Genomic DNA, 16,291 nt, shown 5'->3' with positions numbered 1-16,291 from the left:
ACTAAAAATGAAGACAATGAAATATATCAATAAATTCGTATTAAGTGCTTCGGTCATGCTCGCTGCCTTAACAGGATGTGATACTGAGGAGCTTCAAGACCTGAATATCAATCCACAAGCAGTAACAGAGATTGACCTTAACTATCTGTTTACTGCCGCTGAGCTAGGTATAGCATCCAATGGTTCAACCGGAGATAACCGTTATATAGACTGGAGGACCAATATCGGTCTTGCCTCTACTGCCATTCAGCAACTGGCTACTCCAGGAAGCATATCTGCTGCAGGTAACTTTTACCAACATAATGAAGAAACCTCGGCAGCTCCATTTGATATGACCTATAATGATCAGTTGAAGAACATCGCAGAGATTCTTCGTCAGACAGATGAAGGGGGATATGCTGCAGGAGAATATACTAATGTGCGTAATGCAGCCCGCATCCTCCGAGTATTCAGCTTCCAACGACTAACTGATTTCTATGGAGCTATTCCATATTTTGAGGCTAATCAAGGAATCACAGGAACCTTTTTTCCTTCTTACGATGAGCAGTCAGTTATCTATCCCGATCTATTAAAGGAATTGGAAGAAGCCACTGCTGGTATAAGTGCGTCTAACCCTGATCAAGGTTTTGCTTCCGCTGATATGATCTATGAAGGTGACATCTCAAAATGGAAAAAATGGGGCTATTCTCTTATGCTTAGGCTTGCCATGCGCATCTCAAATGTTGACCCCAATATGGCCAACGAATATGTGAGCAAAGCAGTGGCTGGTGGCGTATTTGAGAGCAATGAGGATAATGTATGGATTCCTATGGACCTGGGACCTAGTGAGTGGCAGGATCAGAATGGTATTTCCAGAGCTTTCTTTCCGGGAGATGGTGGTAATCAGTCTTTCTTAAGTAAAACATTGATTGACTTCTTAAAGGGTGAAGACCCTAACAGCGTTGCCGATGATGATCCCAGACTTATGATCTTGAGTGGAGGAATTGCCAACTGGGATGCGTCTGCATGGACACCTATCAATACAGATCCTTTGGATCAAAGAGGCCTACCCAATGGTTTCTTCGTATCAGACATTGAGGCTATGGAAGGTGGACCAGTAGTACTGGAAGAAACATTCTCACGTATTAATTATCTTATGTTGGATGATGATGACCCTTACATGATTATGAATCATGCAGAGGTAGAGTTTTTGCTGGCTGAAGCCTTAATTAGAGGTATAGGCTCTGGTATCAGCGGTACTGCAGAAGAGCACTATGAGACCGGTGTGAGGTCTGCCATGCAGATGTATGCGGGTAACAAGCAGGATTTTCCTCGTGGCTATGACCCTTCGCTTACTGTGTCAGATGAAGAGGTAGACACTTATCTGGAAATATATCCATTTGATGAATATAAACCCGCTTTAGAAATGATTGGTGAGCAGATGTGGGTAAGTAAATTCTTCAACTGGTGGGAAGCCTGGTCAGACTGGAGAAGGACAGGATATCCTCAACTGGTACCTTTCACTTCAGATGAAGGAAACGTAACTGGCGGTACTATCCCAGTAAGGCTACAATATCCGGCTACAGAAGTTGCCAGTAACCCCAACTTTAACCAGGCAAACGACAATAATTATACCTCTCCTGTCTGGTGGGATGGGGGAAGTGAATAGGTCTATTTGGTAAGTTAATCTTAAAAGCCTTTGAGGAAACTCAGGGGCTTTTTTCTTGCTACATATCAGCAGTCGTAAATATCCCATCTCCGGCAGATCCCATGTAAGCGCCCCATTTAACGGGCTTCTCTATTTTAATATGAGTGCTGATGCGTTTGACCCGCATCCCCATAAATGCAATCAGATCTATAGATGGGCTATAGTACTGGCAGTGTACAATATCCAGGTAGCCATCCTGGTCAAGATCACCTATCCAGGGAGTAGTAAAAATATTCTTAAAACCCTGTACCTGGTCAATAACATTTACTGACTGATTAGAAAAGTCAATTGCAATGAGTTTGGTTAGCATTTCAGCAGGAGCCTGTTTGGTAAAACCTCCTGCACAGTCATATTCATTGATGCTGATAATGACTTCATCCCTTCCATCATGATTAAGATCGTAAACTACTGGAGAAGAGAAACCTGTGCAGCCCATAGAATCCAGATAAACAATTTCACCATTTTTACCATCCAACATCACTTGTTTGGAGCCGGTGTTCTCAGGCCACTCTCCTTTGCTCACAAAAGTAAACAGGTCAGGAATATCATCATCAGTAAAATACCCTACCGCGAAACTGTTGCTACACTCTGTATTATCTAGTTTTTTCTGCCATAGCAGTGTATTATCCTTTCCATTAATAGCGAAGACCGTACTGGCATGCGAGATAGCCACAATATCATAAATTCCATCCTGAGAAATATCTACCAAAACCGGAGGTGCTATAAAACCATGTCCCTCTTCTGAAGCGATGATTTTTGCATTGGAAAGCTTGCCTTCCATAAAATCAGACAAATCAGCAAGATATAAATGGCCTGGAAGCGTTTCTCCACCTGTACCAAATAAGATCTGTAGCCTGCTATTATCCGGTGAAGAAAACACCAATGGAGGCATATAAGCCTCTTTTCCATCAGGCATGGTATCTGCTGCCAGTATTTTACCATTTTTACTATCAAAAAGCATAAGTACTCCCGGATAGCGATCTTTCTCCGAATGAGGTTCAGCTTTAGAATTTCCACCATTAACAATAAGTAAGTCAGGTAGACCATCCTGATTCTGATCAGGTACCAACACACTATTCTGAAAATTAAAGCGAGCATATTTCAGCACAGAATCGTCTTCGTACTGATAATTATACTGCCAGATCACTTCCCCGTTCTTACCGTTCAAAGCTTTGAGATGAGGAGACCTGCCCCCAATAAAGACATCTTCCACGCCATCCTGATTGATGTCACAAAAGGTAGCAGAACCATACACCTGATCGGAAGTTTCCTGCTGCCAAAGTAGCTCACCAGACTTCCCATCAAAGGCCAATACACCTTGTTCCGTATACTGATGCTCATTCTGACCTGCTCCCATGACGATGTCTAATACTCCGTCCTGATTCAGATCAGAAGCACGAGGAGATGACTGTGAACCAATGCGGTAAAAATTCTTATCCCAAACCAGCTCAGTCTTTTTACTTGCGCATCCTGAGCATAAAATCAGGCTGATCGTAGCAAAAGCAGAGGCTAAAAATGCACATTTTAATTTACCTATATCAATATTAAATTGCACTTTTTTCATTTTGAATTTTGGTTATACCTCCCACAAAAAAGACCGACTCAGGCCGGTCTTTCTGAAATAATCTTTATCATCCTAATCTCGTCTTATTAAAATTATTATTTTTTCTCCTGTCTGGCTTTTCCCATTTCTGCCGGAAACATCCAGATCGCCATCAGAAAGTTTAAGAAGACAAAGCTTCCTCCAAGAATGATGAATAAACTGTCAGAAGCGTTGGTCCCCTGGGCATATTCTGAAGCATATGCTAATGCCATCCACCCAGACCATACAAGCATCAGCATGGGCAATACAACGCTTAGCATTCGGCTTCTGAACCAGAGCTGCAATAAAAAGGGGAGGCAAAATAGCAATACCAGTGGATTGGCTTCCTGCCCATTGAAAAAGCGGCTAAAATAAATCCAAAGTACTATCGCAGTGAAATACAAAAGCGGTAGTGTATAGCGATAGTTTTTTATAGATTGATGGTTTAGCATGGAGATAAGTTTTGTTAATAATAACGCCCAATATACTGATTTTCCACGATTGCCTTTTTCATTTCCAACGGATCAATGGTGCCCTGCTGGCTGTATACAATCTTGCCTCCCGGCTCTACCAGAATTGTATAAGGTAAAGCGCCTTGCCATTCCGGATCAATAGCCTCAATCAGTGCATACTTGTCATCGCTGTTAAAGATATAGTTTTTGTTGGAAGCTTCTTTCTTCTTTAGGAAAGCCAGCGCTTTGTCCTGCTTATCAGGCTTGTCCGCACTGATGGAGATAAACTCAAAATCGCGTCCCCGATACATACGGTTGATCTCAATAAACTCAGGAAACTCCATCACACAGGGACCACACCAGGTTGCCCATACATTGATCAGGCGCAGCTTATCGGAGTCATTGGCAATAAGTTGCTGGATACCCTCTGTACCTATGGGGTCAATGCTTACTTCTTCCTCAGCCCAGGCATCCAGTTGTTTTTGCACCCACTCATCTTTCCATCCCCATTTGATGGAGCAGCCAAAAGTTTTGGTTTGAGGTGTAGAAACTTCTTTTCCCGCCAGCAATTCATCTATAGCCTGTCGGGCATCTTCCGCATTAGCGGTACCGGGTTTTTCTGAAGCATCCAGTCTGCCTACGTAGCTAAGAGTACGATTTTTATCAAAAATGAAGATATGAGGGGTAGCTACCGGGCCATACTTAAGCGCTGCTGCCTGATCGTCTCCATCATATAAATAGGGAAAGTTATAATTCATTTCCTCTGCGCGTACCTGCATTTCCTCATAGGTATCACTCAGGTCGGTATAACCCAGTTCGGAAAGGCTGATAGCATCCGGTGCATTAGAAGAAATACCTATCAGTTGGAAGCTTTTATCCTTGTAATCGTCAACCAGGTCAATCACGCGCTGTTCATAAGCCTGGGCGGTGGGACAGTGGTTGCAGGTAAAAAGTATTGCCAGCACATCAGCATCATCGTACTCAGAAAGGCTGTGCATCTGACCATCAATACCTTTGAGGTTAAAGTCCGGTGCTTTTGCTCCCGGCTCCAGTGTTTCAGGTTCGGCCTGTTTCTCCTGAGCGAATGCACAAAGTGTAGAAATAAAAAATAATAGTAACAGCTTTAGCTTTTTCATAGTTGTGTATTAGTCTTGCTTGGAGCAGAATATATAAATTTCTCAAGAAAAAAACATCTGTTCCGGCTTAAGAATATAAATTTCACTTAATCCTGAAGCTTAACTATTATCATGCAAAAAATTGTATTTAACCAAAGCGGAGCCGCAGAAGATGTACTGGAAACTAAGGACATACCTACTCCCGAAGTAAAAGCCGGGCAGGTAGGCATTCGGGTGAAAGCTGCCTCGGTTAACCCTGCCGATGTACTCTTTATTCAGGGGCAATACGGCCTGAAGCCCAAGTTTCCTGATAGTCCGGTAGGTATGGAAGGTGCCGGAGAAATTGACAAAATCGGTACGGGCATAGGGGATGGTATAGAGCTTTTTAAGGGAATGAGAGTGGCCTTCGCCACGCTGGGTAGCTGGTCAGACTATGTAGTGGTTCCGGCTTCAGCCATTATGCCTCTACCCAAAAATATAAGCTGGGAGGAAGGAGCCCAGTTTTTTGTAAATCCCTTTACAGCACTGGCTTTGCTGGAAGAAGTAAATCTGAAAAAAGGTGACTGGCTACTACTCACCGCTGCTTACTCTGCCCTCAATAAAATAGTGATCAGAATTGCCAGAGAGAGGGGCATCAAGACCATCTGCACCGTACGTCGGGATGAACAGGTAGATGCACTTCATGTGCTAGGAGCAAAGGCTGTCATCCATACCGAAAAGGATAAGCTCACTGAAAGGGTGCACGCGCTTACCAACGGAAAAGGTGTACAGGCCTGCTTTGAGTCAGTAGGGGGTGACCTATGTGAGGAGGCGTTGAACTGCATGGGCCAGGGAGGCAAAATGCTTATTTATGGCGTACTCAGCGGACAACCTACTCCACTTAATGGTGGCCTGATGATTTTTAAAGAACTTACTGTCAAAGGCTTCTGGTTGTCGCAGTGGATGCAAGAGAGTAGTACCACTACCAAGGCCAGGCTTAGTAGTGAATTATATCAGTTAGCAAAAAATAAAGTAATGCAACTGGAGGTCGGTGCTACTTTTCCACTGGAACAGGCTGCCAAAGCCGTTGAATATAGCCAGAAAGGTGGCAAGTCTGGTAAAGCCATTATTACCTGTAATTAGATTGCGCCATGCTGGCTTGAGCTATTGAAGTTGAGCCTGGATTCTCTATATGGACCAGTTCTTCTTTATAGTCTATGACGAACCCGTACTTGATCATTACATCTGATCCTATAATTCCACTGATTCTTAGCAGAGTTCTGCTATGTATGTTTTGGATTACCGGAGAAAGATCATAGGTAAAGAAAGCCGTTTTGATGGGTAGTTCGCCCAACTGAAGATCAAGCGCATAGGCGCGGTTCATGTCATTAACTTTACCATGAATGCCTGCAACTTTCTGGGGATTTACCATTTGCTTAATCTTAAAATCATAATACTGGGCCTTATCATTGTGCATTACTGTGATGTCGGAACCTGTATCCAGGAGAAAGTAGGCTTTTTTACCATTGATTTTAGCTTCAACTATGGGCTTGTTGCTTAGCTTTTTGATTTTAACCGGTGAAAGCTGGGCGAATGTCATCTGGCTACTGCTTATGGTAGCCAACAGGATTAAGGCAAAAAATCTTTTCATAGTACTAATAGCTTTGATGTAGGCTACATACTGATGCCAAAGCCATACCTTTTGCCTAAAATTCTGATAACCAACACATTACTAAATGTCATGAATTGTCATATTGTAAGCATGCGAACAGTGGGCGTATAGAATCGCACATTTTCGTATTCATCAGTGCTTTTCTTTTTTTCATCAAAAGGAAGGAATTTTTACTTTTTCATAAAAAAAATCATTTGCATTGTACCCAATGACTAATGTTTTGAACATATCCAATACAGCTATTGCTATACGTTCTTTTATCCCGCATATTTAAGGTTACAAGCTATGTTTTGGCGATTACTAGGAACTAAAAGCCCTTCAGAGTGGTATAGCTTGGTGACTATTAACCTGAATATTTAATGCTAAGCACAGTAAAAATTCCTTTACAGAATTTTCAATTACTACGTATGAGTAATCTGGTAGCAGGATTTATTTTTACCCTATTGATCTTAGGAATCCCCTTTACCATCGCTGATGGCGATCATGAAGCCTTTGGTAGCAGTAGCATGGAGGTGCTTAAAAGTGTCACCAACCTTTCCAACGAAAACTCTGAACTTAAGGCTCTGTCTCATGTAGACTCTGCAATGCATAACTTTATCAGGCGTCAGGGTATTGTTGGGGCCTCGGTAGGCATCGTTAAAGATGGGCAGTTAATTTATGCCAAAGGTTTCGGCCATACCGATAGTGATTCGCAAAAGGAAATCCAACCCTACCACCTGTTCCGCATTGGCAGTATCTCCAAGCTAATTACCGCTGTAGCCGTAATGAAACTGCATGAGGAAGGCAAGTTACAGCTGGAAGATAAAGTATTTGGGCAAGAAGGAATATTAAAGGGTGGAATCTACGATAAGATCAAGGATAAAAAGATCTACAATATAGAAGTCAGACACCTGCTTAACCACACCTCGGGCTGGAGCAAGCGTACCTACGGCGACCCTATGTTTATCCCTCACAAAATTGCTGAAGAGATGGGTGGGTCTACTTCCCCCGACCTGGATACCATTGTTGAGTTTATCCTCTCCAAGCATATGCCCTATCGCCCCGGTGCCTATTATGATTACTCTAATTTTGGTTATGCCCTTTTAGGAAAAGTAATAGAAGCTGCCTCTGGTGAAGGTTATGAAGATTATGTGAAGAAACAGATTTTGTATCCTCTGGGTATTACAAACATGCGCCTGGCGAAAAATTTTGAGGAAGACCGCTTTGATAACGAAGTGGCCTACTACGACTTCACTTATAACAATATGCGTCCGGCGCTGGACAGCCCTGAAGAGCTAGTTTCTACTACCTATAGCTTTAATATAGAAGCATTGGCAGCTGCAGGGGGGTGGTTGGCTACTCCCACCGATCTGCTGAAATTCTTGGTGGCTATTGATGGCTTCAAAAATACTCCTGATATACTTTCCAATGAATCGTTGCTTACCATGATCAAACCGGAGCACGGCGGTAACCGTCCGTATGGATGGCGCGGTATTACTGCCGATGGCACATGGTGGCGCACAGGCACACTTGCCGGTACTTCAGCGATCATGAAGAGGTTAGAGAATGGCATCTCCTGGGTGGTATTGGCTAATACTACCAGCCGTAGAAGTCGGTACTTCAATGGTAAGGTAAATTACATCATGCACAATTCTTTTGAAAAAATGCAGGAATGGCCTGCTCAGGATTTATTCGCACTTAGCTACTACTAAATTGCATATATCTACTACTACTAAGCCCGATCCCACAGATTGGGCTTTTTCGTTACTACACTAACTCACTGGATAACATAAATAATATTAGCCGGATATTATTGGTTAGCATTTCCCCTACTTATTTTGCATTTTTACGGCTTCTTGTGATTTTGTGCTTAGCTGTAAAATCCTAACAGAGAGACTCGTTTATGAAAAAAATTCCTTTGCACACGCAGATCCTGATCGGTCTGGTTCTGGGGCTCATATTTGGTATCATGAGCATACAGCTTGGCTGGGACCCTAGCTTTACCGTCAAATATATTAAGCCATTCGGTACTATTTTCGTTAACGCCCTCAAGATGATTGCCGTACCGCTGGTATTGGCTTCATTAATTGTAGGTATATCCAATCTGGGAGATATCTCTAAGCTTTCCCGTATGGGAGGAAAAACCATCGGCGTTTATCTGGTGACTACCGCCATTGCTGTTACCATCGGTTTGGTGCTTGTCAATATTGTGAAGCCAGGCAAGCAGCTTCCCGAATCCACTCGCGAAAACCTGATTGCGCTGTACAGTGGTGATGTGGAAGCTCGTGAAACTGTAGCAGAAAGTGTAAAAGATGCCGGACCGCTCCAACCTTTGGTAGATGTAGTGCCTCAAAACGTATTTGAGTCTTTCGGAGATAATGCCAATATGCTACAGGTGGTATTCCTGGCACTCATCATAGGCATAGCGCTGCTAAAGATACCCAAAGAAAAAGGCAGCACCGTCATCGCTTTTTTTGATGGCTTCAATGATATTATCATTAAAATCGTGGAGTTTATTATGATTCTGGCGCCTTATGGTGTATTTGCGCTAATCGCTTCGCTCATTGTGGATCTTGGTGGCGATAATCCTGATCAGGCGCTGGAGTTACTGCTCGCATTACTCTGGTACAGTGTGACCGTAATTGCCGGGCTAATTCTGATGATCGCAGTAGTATACCCCGCCTTATTTAAAATTTTTACTAAGGTCCCCTATTCTAAATTCTTCAAAGCAATACGGCCTGCCCAGCTACTGGCCTTCAGTACAAGTTCCAGTGCTGCTACCTTACCCGTAACTATGGAAGTGGTAGAAAAAGACCTGGAAGTATCCGAAGAGGTAGCCAGCTTTGTACTTCCTTTAGGTGCCACCATTAACATGGATGGTACCAGTCTGTATCAGGGCGTTGCCGCAGTATTTATCGCTCAGGCACTCGGTTTAGGCTTATCCATCGGGCAGCAGTTGATGATTGTACTAACCGCCGTCCTTGCCTCCATAGGTACCGCAGCCGTTCCAGGTGCGGGTGTCGTCATGCTGGTGATCGTATTGGAAGCCATTGGCGTACCTACTGCGGGGATTGCTCTTATCCTTGCTCCTGACCGTATTCTGGATATGTGCCGTACGGTAGTCAATGTAACGGGTGACGCTTCCGTAGCCATGATTGTAGCCAGTACCGAAGGTAAGCTTCCCGATGAAATGATACGGGAAGAAATGATCGGTACTACTACATCGGACTAATTGGACAGAAGCTACTCATATTTGTTAACTTGGCAGAGAGAGAAGCATTTCTCTTTTTTTTTGATTGATTGATATGAACAAGCTTTCAGCAGCAGTATTTTTGGAAAAATCAGCACAACTACCAGTTATAGATGTACGCTCTCCGGCAGAGTTTACTGCCGGTCATATTCCCGGAGCCTATAATATTCCTCTCTTTGATAATCGCGAGCGGGCTATTGTGGGGACTACTTACAAGCAAGTGGGCAGGCAAGAGGCATTGCTGGAAGGCCTGGACCTGGTAGGGCCAAAGATGCGTACTTTTGTAGAAGAAGCTTACCAAAGGGCTCCTGACAAAAAAGTGCTGGTACATTGCTGGCGGGGCGGTATGCGCAGTGAAAGCTTTGCCTGGCTGCTCAAAACAGCCGGACTTGAGGTAAGCACATTACAAGGTGGCTATAAAGCCTATCGCAATCATGCGCTGGAAAGCCTGAAAGTGCCTGTTCAATTATTCATCGTGGGCGGTGAAACCGGCAGTGGCAAAACTGATATACTAAAGGCATTGGCCAAACAGGGAGAACAGGTCATTGATCTGGAAGCCCTGGCCCATCATAAAGGCTCATCTTTCGGAGGTATAGGACAAAGCAATCAACCTACTACTGAGCAATTTCATAATAACCTTTTTGCACATTGGCGTAGATTAGACCCGGGCAGACGAGTGTGGCTGGAAGATGAATCTTTCAGCATTGGAAGCGTACAATTGCCTTACGAACTCTGGGAACAGATGAAAGCCGCTAGCATGATACAAGTGAGTCTGCCTAAAGAGGAGCGAATTAAGCGTTTAGTCAAAGAATATGGAAAGCAGGACAGAACAGCACTAACTACGGCCATACAAAGGATAGAAAAACGGCTGGGAGGTTTGCGTACCCAACAGGCACTGGAAGACCTTGCAGAAAACCGCCTGGAAGCCGTCGCCGATAATCTCCTTACCTATTATGACCGTAGCTACCACAGAAATATGGATAGGCGTCCGACAGAACAAATTGTAGCTTTGACCTGTAGTAATGATGATCCTTCTGTAAACGCTTTGGCAGTAAAGAAAATGGCAGATCAAATTATGCTGCAAACCTCAAATCAATCATAAGTATGGAACAGACTTCTACACCGATAAAGCTTACGCAATATAGTCATGGAGCAGGATGCGGCTGCAAAATATCGCCCAAAATACTGGAAAGCATGCTGGTTTCTCAGCTTTCTCAGACTCCTGATCCAAGATTATTGGTAGGCAATAGTACCAAAGATGATGCTGCTGTATATGAGATGGGCAATGGCGAGGCAGTCATCAGCACTACTGACTTTTTTATGCCCATTGTGGACGATGCTTTTGATTTTGGACAGATTGCTTCGGTCAATGCCATCAGCGATGTCTATGCGATGGGCGGTACGCCTATTATGGCTATCGCCATACTGGGCTGGCCCATCAATACCCTTCCGGCGGAGGTGGCACAGCAGGTGCTGGAAGGCAGCCGGCATGCCTGTGCCCAGGCTGGTATCATGCTGGCCGGTGGTCATAGCATTGACTCTCCCGAACCGATTTTTGGACTGGCTGTCACCGGAAGGATCAAAATTGAACATCTGAAAAAGAATGACAGTGCTATTCCCGGCTGTAAGCTATTCCTGACCAAACCACTGGGTGTAGGTATTCTGACAACGGCTCAGAAAAAAGGCATTGTCAAAGAACAAGATTTGGCAATTGCCAGAAACAGCATGCTTACCCTCAACAATGCCGGAGAAAAGTTTGCCCAACTTCCATACGTCAAAGCCATGACTGACGTAACCGGCTTTGGACTGCTGGGTCATCTTAGCGAAATCTGCGAGGGTAGCGGTGTTAGTGCCATTGTGGAAAGTAAGCTTGTACCCCGCTTTGATGTAGTAGAGCAATACATTGCTCAAAAAAGCATGCCCGGTGGCACACAGCGCAACTTTGACAGCTACAGCGATAAAATCAGCCCACTTACAGATGAGCAAAAAGCTCTGCTCTGCGATCCACAAACCAGCGGAGGTTTATTAGTTGCAGTAGAAGTTGAGCAGGAAGATACATTTGTTCAATTTACCAAAAAACTTGGCTTACAACTACAGGCTTTTGGAGAAACAGTAACCCAGACTACTCCACTTATCACAGTAAATTAATGAGTGATGAATCATGATGAGTGACTTTTTTAACCATTATTCACTCCTCATTAATCATTATTTCTCATTCATTCTCACTATCGTCGTATCTTCATACACCTTTCCATTAATCTCCACATCCGTTATGTGCAGGTCTTTCATATTTTCCAGTTGGAAGGGTTCGTCTACACTTTGAATATTGCTGTTGATGATGCGTACATTCTCTACCGGAGATTCCGCGTAGGCAGCCACCAGTACACCGTATTTACCGCCATCTTTTACCTGTAAATTCTCAACTTCTATATTACGAATGACAGGCATAAAATCTCCGGGAGGCTCATAGAACATATTACACTTGATCGCCGCTTCGCGAAAAGTGCCCACCTGTACATCTCTCATGTAGATATTTTCTATCACCCCGCCCCGCTGAGAGCTGGTTTTGATCCTGAGCACCCGATCCAGATTAGGACTGTCCATGCTGCAGTTTTGGGCAAAGACATTGCGGGCACCGCCTGAGATTTCACTACCAATCACTACACCACCATGCCCTTCTTTCATTTCGCAATCTTCAATAATCAGATTTTCTGAAGGCACATTGATTCGGCGACCATCGGCATTGCGGCCCGATTTGATGGCAATACAATCGTCTCCCGTATCAAAGTAGCAGTTTCTGATCAGTACATTTTTGGAAGACTCAGGATTGCAGCCATCATTATTCGGCCCCAGTGATCTTACCGTTACACCTTCTACGGTTACATTTTCGCTGAGCACAGGATGAATGTTCCACATGGGAGAGTTCATCATGGTAAAGTCCGAGAGCAGTACATTTTTACATTTGTAGGTTTGGATGAAGTTAGGACGCAGGTAATGTCCCGCGCCAAATTTTCTTTCCTGCGGAGGCACCTGCTCATCATTCAGCACATGCAGAGAATCCCGGTCAGGCTGTTGCCGGGGCACACCTTCCTGCCAGCCATAATCTTTGCTGCCGCACCAGGGCCACCAGTACTCATTATTGGCATTTCCATCCAGTGTTCCATTACCGGTTACTGCTATATTTTCCTGCTCATAGGCATAGATAAAGGGAGAATAATTCATCAGCTCCATGCCTTCCCAGCGGGTAAAAACCATCGGCAGATAATCCGCTGTGTCCCTGCTGAAGAGGATGGTCGCGCTGTCTTCCAGGTGAAGCTCTACATTGCTTAGCAGATGAATTGCTCCGGTCAGGAAGGTTCCCTCCGGTACGACCACAGTTCCTCCGCCCTGCGCGTTACATTCTTCTATCGCCTGACGAAAAGCTTCGGTGTTTTTGGTACTGCCATCTCCTACTGCGCCATAGTCGGTGATCATCAACTCACGGTCAGGAAATTCCGGTGCCTGAATCAAGCCTCGGATGCTATCCAACTGCGACCAGGGAGAAACGCGCTGTGCGGTCTGCTCCTTCTGCGAAGCACAACTCCACAGGAAGGAAAGACCCATAAAAACTATGAAAAGCTTAAAAAACTGAGTTTTAGTATTCATAAAAATTTGTTTTAAGAAGATGATTATTCACTCTAAAAACGTAACCTCCAACTTTTAACTTTCAACATTTAACCTCTTATGGCATAGGCTTGAGCCCTTCCCAGCGGACGTTCCAGCTACCATCGTCAGGGAAACCGGGATTTGCTGTGTCGGGTGCACCATCCCATCCGGCAGCCATCATGGCTACGGCAGTAAGTAATCCTCCATTGCCCGGCAAATATAGCCTCAGGCGTTTGTCCTGATAATTATGCCCATTGACCAGATAAGTATTTTTCTGCACATTCATGAACAGTGCGTCAATGGCTTTATCGGGTTTGTCAAGTCGGGCAGCGCTCATCGCCATCATCGGATAGTCCCAACCCCAGGTAGTCTCCCAGTTCCACTCCTCAAAGATCGTATCAAAAGTATGGGCCATCAACTCAGGATCCACCATATCATCGCCCGGCAGCATACCGTAGGCCCCCATCACGATAGGATGATCTCGGCGGTATTCATCCACCGTATAGGCATCTTCGGCATTGGCATTGGGTAAGTACAAGCTGTCCTTCAGCGGAAGGGGAGCCAGTTGGTCAAGCACGGCCTGCCATTTTTCATTCCTTTCCAGCCCCATACGTTCTCTCCAATCCTGCGCTACCGATAAAGCATAATGCCAGTACGACAGTTCAAAGGGAGGGTCATCGGTATCTTCGGCATGAAAGATTTCCTGGGCGGGAATGATGGGATGGCACAAATGGTAGTGCTGGTCTTCTTCCTTATACTGGGCAAAAGAAGCCATAAACTCAGCCGTTTCAAATACAATATCTTTGTACTTCTCCAGCGTTTCCTGATCGGGCTTCTGGCGGTAGAACAGCTCAGCAAAGTAAATGGGATGGGGCTGCTGCCAGGCTAAAAGCTCACCCACGCTGGAAGGGCTTTTTCTTCCTTCGGGACCGGTCATTTTTTGCCAGCGAACGCCTTCATATCCCTGCCACTGCGCAGTTTCCCGGGCATTTTCCATTACCTCAGGATACCAGGGCATGCTCTTTTCTAGTTCGTTAATACGATCCCAGAGGGCAAAGTGTACGCCATGCCACCAGTGCATTTCCAGGTGAAACTTTCCGTACCAGCTATTCATGGTAAGACCGGTCTCCTGCGGAGGCAGCGAACCCGCACACTGAATTTTGGTCAGGTATTGCGAAAGCACCACTCTACGTTCCAGTTCTTCAGCTCGGGGGTCAGTGCATTCCGAGAAATCTATGGCGCCACCTTCTGTCCAGTAAGCTTCCCACTGCTGCTCGCTCTGCTGTTGGGTAACTTCAAAATTGTCCAATGCGCTACTGCTTTCAAGCGGGCTAAAGCGTACGCTAAACGCCAGCGTCTCCTGCGCCTCTCCCGCACTTAGGTTGAAATGATGCGCGTCCTGCTCCGTAAATTCTCCGGCTTCTTCCCAATCCACCTGCACATAGTAGTGTGTGGTGTCCAAAGTCCTTTCCAGCAGTACACGGTTTGCTTCATTGGCAATGATCTCACTCTGGTGGGCTTCAGGCTGCTGCCAGTTGTAGCCGGGACAAACGTGGCAGTCGTTACCGTAGGGAAAACGAAAGCGTACCTTCATCCTATCCTGTGCCAATAGGGGAGAGTTGATCTTTACTGAAATCTGATCGTCTTCGGGGTGACCGTAAAGCGCTACTTTTACCGCTACACCTTCTACTTCGTAACTGCTTTCAATTTTACCCGTCCAGAGGTTCAACTCCTGATCCAGCTGCTGCAAATCATCTACACTTACTTCTTCACCATTTTCTTTCAGGATTTCCAGTCCGATAAGCCCCAGATGCAGGCGGTGGGGATTGGTACGCAGCCAGTGCGTTGCTTCCCCAGCCCTGCCTTCGTCATGCTGAGTGGCATAGGGCACTACCAGATCATTGCAGGACTCAAAGTCTTCCGCTACATCTTCAATCGTATAGTTTCCGGTATTGGGCACACTATGCCAGCCCCATTGAGATTGTGTGCCCAAGGAAATTCCGTTTTCATAATATTCGGGAAAAGTTTGCAGTCCGCTGGCATCTACGGTAAACGCAAACTCACCATTGCCTACGGAAAGCGAACCTAAGGTATCGGGTTCCGTAATTTTTACATTGTGCCGGTTGACCAGCGCATGACGGTCAATTGGCTGAGAGGTTTCAGTGCTTTGCTCCTCCTGCTGACAAGCCAGTGTAAGGAGGGAAAAAATTGAATAAAAGAAGAAGAGATATTTAAACTTTTGCTGCATGGAATCTGCTTAGTAGTTTTAGAGGTTTATTAAGATAGTTTTACCACAACCATATTCATCATGAATATTTTTCCTGTGCGAAGTCTTTTTCCATCTGCTAAAATACTGTGTGTATTGGCTTTGGGCATCTTGGGGTGTGATGGTACAAGTACAAAGCAACTTGATCCGGAGGCTATCAATAAAGAAATGGAACAGAGAGAAATCAAGCGTATCCTTCCGGCGGAGATTGTTGAGGGTGCTTATGAACAGGGGAAAGATATCGCTTCACAAGCCCAGGAGCTTGCTATCAAGCTTTATCAGTCAGAAGCAGGAGCAACTGAGGGTTTCAACAGTTTTATTACTGAGCGTACCTTGGTCCAGATAGATTCTCTGGCAAAAGCCCGAAATGCAGAGATCCACTGGGTACCTGCCGATGCGGATGAGATACAGATTCAACTGAGCGAACTGGAGCAGCAACTGTGGGATGCTTACTGGTATAATGTGGAAAATGACTTAGCAGTGAATGACAATGTGCAGAAGATCAATGAAGACACTTACCTGTACACCAAGCCGATGATGCTTACTCCTGAACTTAGAAAAAAGCTCCCCGGTAGAGGAGATACCCCTCAAAACACTGACTTTCTGGGCATGTGGAGCATTCAACTTTCCAAGAAAGAGATTATACAGGCTTTGTAAATATTAA

The 16,291-nt window shown here is 44.9% G+C and carries 13 protein-coding genes; 7 read left to right on the top strand and 6 right to left on the bottom strand.

From position 1 onward, the window contains the following. The first annotated feature begins 7 nt into the window (after positions 1–7). Positions 8–1,648, top strand: coding sequence for a SusD/RagB family nutrient-binding outer membrane lipoprotein (locus WJR50_RS09830; protein WP_341293086.1), 1,641 nt, complete (start codon positions 8–10; stop codon positions 1,646–1,648). A gap of 58 nt (positions 1,649–1,706) precedes the next feature. Here WJR50_RS09830 and WJR50_RS09825 read toward each other — a convergent pair whose 3' ends face one another. From WJR50_RS09825 to WJR50_RS09815, 3 genes are all read right to left on the bottom strand, one after another. Beyond that, on the bottom strand, positions 1,707–3,251 hold the full coding sequence (locus WJR50_RS09825) for an outer membrane protein assembly factor BamB family protein (protein ID WP_341293085.1): 1,545 nt from the start codon (positions 3,249–3,251) through the stop codon (positions 1,707–1,709). Positions 3,252–3,346: 95 nt separating this feature from the next. Beyond that, the gene (locus tag WJR50_RS09820; protein ID WP_341293084.1) at positions 3,347–3,721 is read right to left on the bottom strand and encodes a hypothetical protein; all 375 of its coding nucleotides are present in this window, start codon (positions 3,719–3,721) and stop codon (positions 3,347–3,349) included. A gap of 14 nt (positions 3,722–3,735) precedes the next feature. After that, positions 3,736–4,857, bottom strand: a complete 1,122-nt coding sequence (locus tag WJR50_RS09815; RefSeq protein ID WP_341293083.1) for a redoxin domain-containing protein — start codon at positions 4,855–4,857, stop codon at positions 3,736–3,738. 111 nt (positions 4,858–4,968) lie between these two features. On the opposite strand from WJR50_RS09815, the gene WJR50_RS09810 reads away from it, so the two are divergent. Further along, positions 4,969–5,958, top strand: a complete 990-nt coding sequence (locus WJR50_RS09810) for a zinc-dependent alcohol dehydrogenase family protein (RefSeq protein WP_341293082.1) — start codon at positions 4,969–4,971, stop codon at positions 5,956–5,958. Here the strand turns inward: WJR50_RS09810 and WJR50_RS09805 are convergent. After that, positions 5,945–6,466: a retroviral-like aspartic protease family protein gene (locus WJR50_RS09805; protein WP_341293081.1), complete on the bottom strand. Its 522-nt coding sequence runs from the start codon at positions 6,464–6,466 to the stop codon at positions 5,945–5,947. The two genes, WJR50_RS09810 and WJR50_RS09805, sit on opposite strands and share 14 nt — an antisense overlap. A 380-nt stretch (positions 6,467–6,846) precedes the next feature. Between WJR50_RS09805 and WJR50_RS09800 the strand changes: the two genes are divergently transcribed. The 4 genes from WJR50_RS09800 to selD all read left to right on the top strand — a co-directional run bounded on the left by WJR50_RS09800 (position 6,847) and on the right by selD (position 11,864). Next, positions 6,847–8,178 carry a serine hydrolase domain-containing protein gene (locus WJR50_RS09800; RefSeq protein ID WP_341293080.1) on the top strand — a complete coding sequence of 444 codons (1,332 nt, stop codon included), beginning with the start codon at positions 6,847–6,849 and terminating at the stop codon, positions 8,176–8,178. Positions 8,179–8,369: 191 nt separating this feature from the next. Next, entirely contained in the window at positions 8,370–9,698 is a 1,329-nt protein-coding gene (locus WJR50_RS09795; protein ID WP_341293079.1) for a dicarboxylate/amino acid:cation symporter, read from the top strand. Positions 9,699–9,771: 73 nt separating this feature from the next. Next, complete coding sequence (gene mnmH, locus WJR50_RS09790; RefSeq protein ID WP_341293078.1) at positions 9,772–10,818, top strand: tRNA 2-selenouridine(34) synthase MnmH; 1,047 nt, start codon at positions 9,772–9,774, stop codon at positions 10,816–10,818. Between the two features lie 2 nt (positions 10,819–10,820). Beyond that, the gene (gene selD / locus WJR50_RS09785; RefSeq protein WP_341293077.1) at positions 10,821–11,864 is read left to right on the top strand and encodes a selenide, water dikinase SelD; all 1,044 of its coding nucleotides are present in this window, start codon (positions 10,821–10,823) and stop codon (positions 11,862–11,864) included. A 57-nt stretch (positions 11,865–11,921) separates the two neighbouring features. On the opposite strand, the gene WJR50_RS09780 is transcribed toward selD, so the two are convergent. Next, positions 11,922–13,361 (bottom strand): glycoside hydrolase family 28 protein, encoded by a 1,440-nt coding sequence (locus tag WJR50_RS09780; RefSeq protein WP_341293076.1) that lies wholly within the window; start codon positions 13,359–13,361, stop codon positions 11,922–11,924. Between the two features lie 76 nt (positions 13,362–13,437). Further along, positions 13,438–15,609: a hypothetical protein gene (locus WJR50_RS09775; RefSeq protein ID WP_341293075.1), complete on the bottom strand. Its 2,172-nt coding sequence runs from the start codon at positions 15,607–15,609 to the stop codon at positions 13,438–13,440. Between the two features lie 60 nt (positions 15,610–15,669). Here WJR50_RS09775 and WJR50_RS09770 point away from each other — a divergent pair, with 60 nt between their 5' ends. Further along, a complete protein-coding gene (locus tag WJR50_RS09770; RefSeq protein WP_341293074.1) occupies positions 15,670–16,284 on the top strand; it encodes a hypothetical protein in 615 nt (204 codons plus the stop codon). The last annotated feature ends 7 nt before the right edge of the window (positions 16,285–16,291 follow it).

Origin of the sequence: Catalinimonas locisalis (assembly GCF_038039535.1) — a bacterium.
In the GTDB taxonomy this organism is placed as follows: domain Bacteria; phylum Bacteroidota; class Bacteroidia; order Cytophagales; family Cyclobacteriaceae; genus Catalinimonas.
This window is presented reverse-complemented; position numbering and strand designations above follow the sequence as displayed.

Bases quoted from the DNA above. Each gene is read 5' to 3' on its own strand.
- WJR50_RS09805 (WP_341293081.1), bottom strand. From the start codon at position 6,466: ATGAAAAGATTTTTTGCCTTAATCCTGTTGGCTACCATAAGCAGTAGC.
- WJR50_RS09820 (WP_341293084.1), bottom strand. From the start codon at position 3,721: ATGCTAAACCATCAATCTATAAAAAACTATCGCTATACACTACCGCTT.
- WJR50_RS09795 (WP_341293079.1), top strand. From the start codon at position 8,370: ATGAAAAAAATTCCTTTGCACACGCAGATCCTGATCGGTCTGGTTCTG.
- WJR50_RS09775 (WP_341293075.1), bottom strand. From the start codon at position 15,609: ATGCAGCAAAAGTTTAAATATCTCTTCTTCTTTTATTCAATTTTTTCC.
- selD (WP_341293077.1), top strand. From the start codon at position 10,821: ATGGAACAGACTTCTACACCGATAAAGCTTACGCAATATAGTCATGGA.
- mnmH (WP_341293078.1), top strand. From the start codon at position 9,772: ATGAACAAGCTTTCAGCAGCAGTATTTTTGGAAAAATCAGCACAACTA.
- WJR50_RS09810 (WP_341293082.1), top strand. From the start codon at position 4,969: ATGCAAAAAATTGTATTTAACCAAAGCGGAGCCGCAGAAGATGTACTG.
- WJR50_RS09770 (WP_341293074.1), top strand. From the start codon at position 15,670: ATGAATATTTTTCCTGTGCGAAGTCTTTTTCCATCTGCTAAAATACTG.
- WJR50_RS09780 (WP_341293076.1), bottom strand. From the start codon at position 13,361: ATGAATACTAAAACTCAGTTTTTTAAGCTTTTCATAGTTTTTATGGGT.
- WJR50_RS09830 (WP_341293086.1), top strand. From the start codon at position 8: ATGAAGACAATGAAATATATCAATAAATTCGTATTAAGTGCTTCGGTC.
- WJR50_RS09800 (WP_341293080.1), top strand. From the start codon at position 6,847: ATGCTAAGCACAGTAAAAATTCCTTTACAGAATTTTCAATTACTACGT.
- WJR50_RS09825 (WP_341293085.1), bottom strand. From the start codon at position 3,251: ATGAAAAAAGTGCAATTTAATATTGATATAGGTAAATTAAAATGTGCA.
- WJR50_RS09815 (WP_341293083.1), bottom strand. From the start codon at position 4,857: ATGAAAAAGCTAAAGCTGTTACTATTATTTTTTATTTCTACACTTTGT.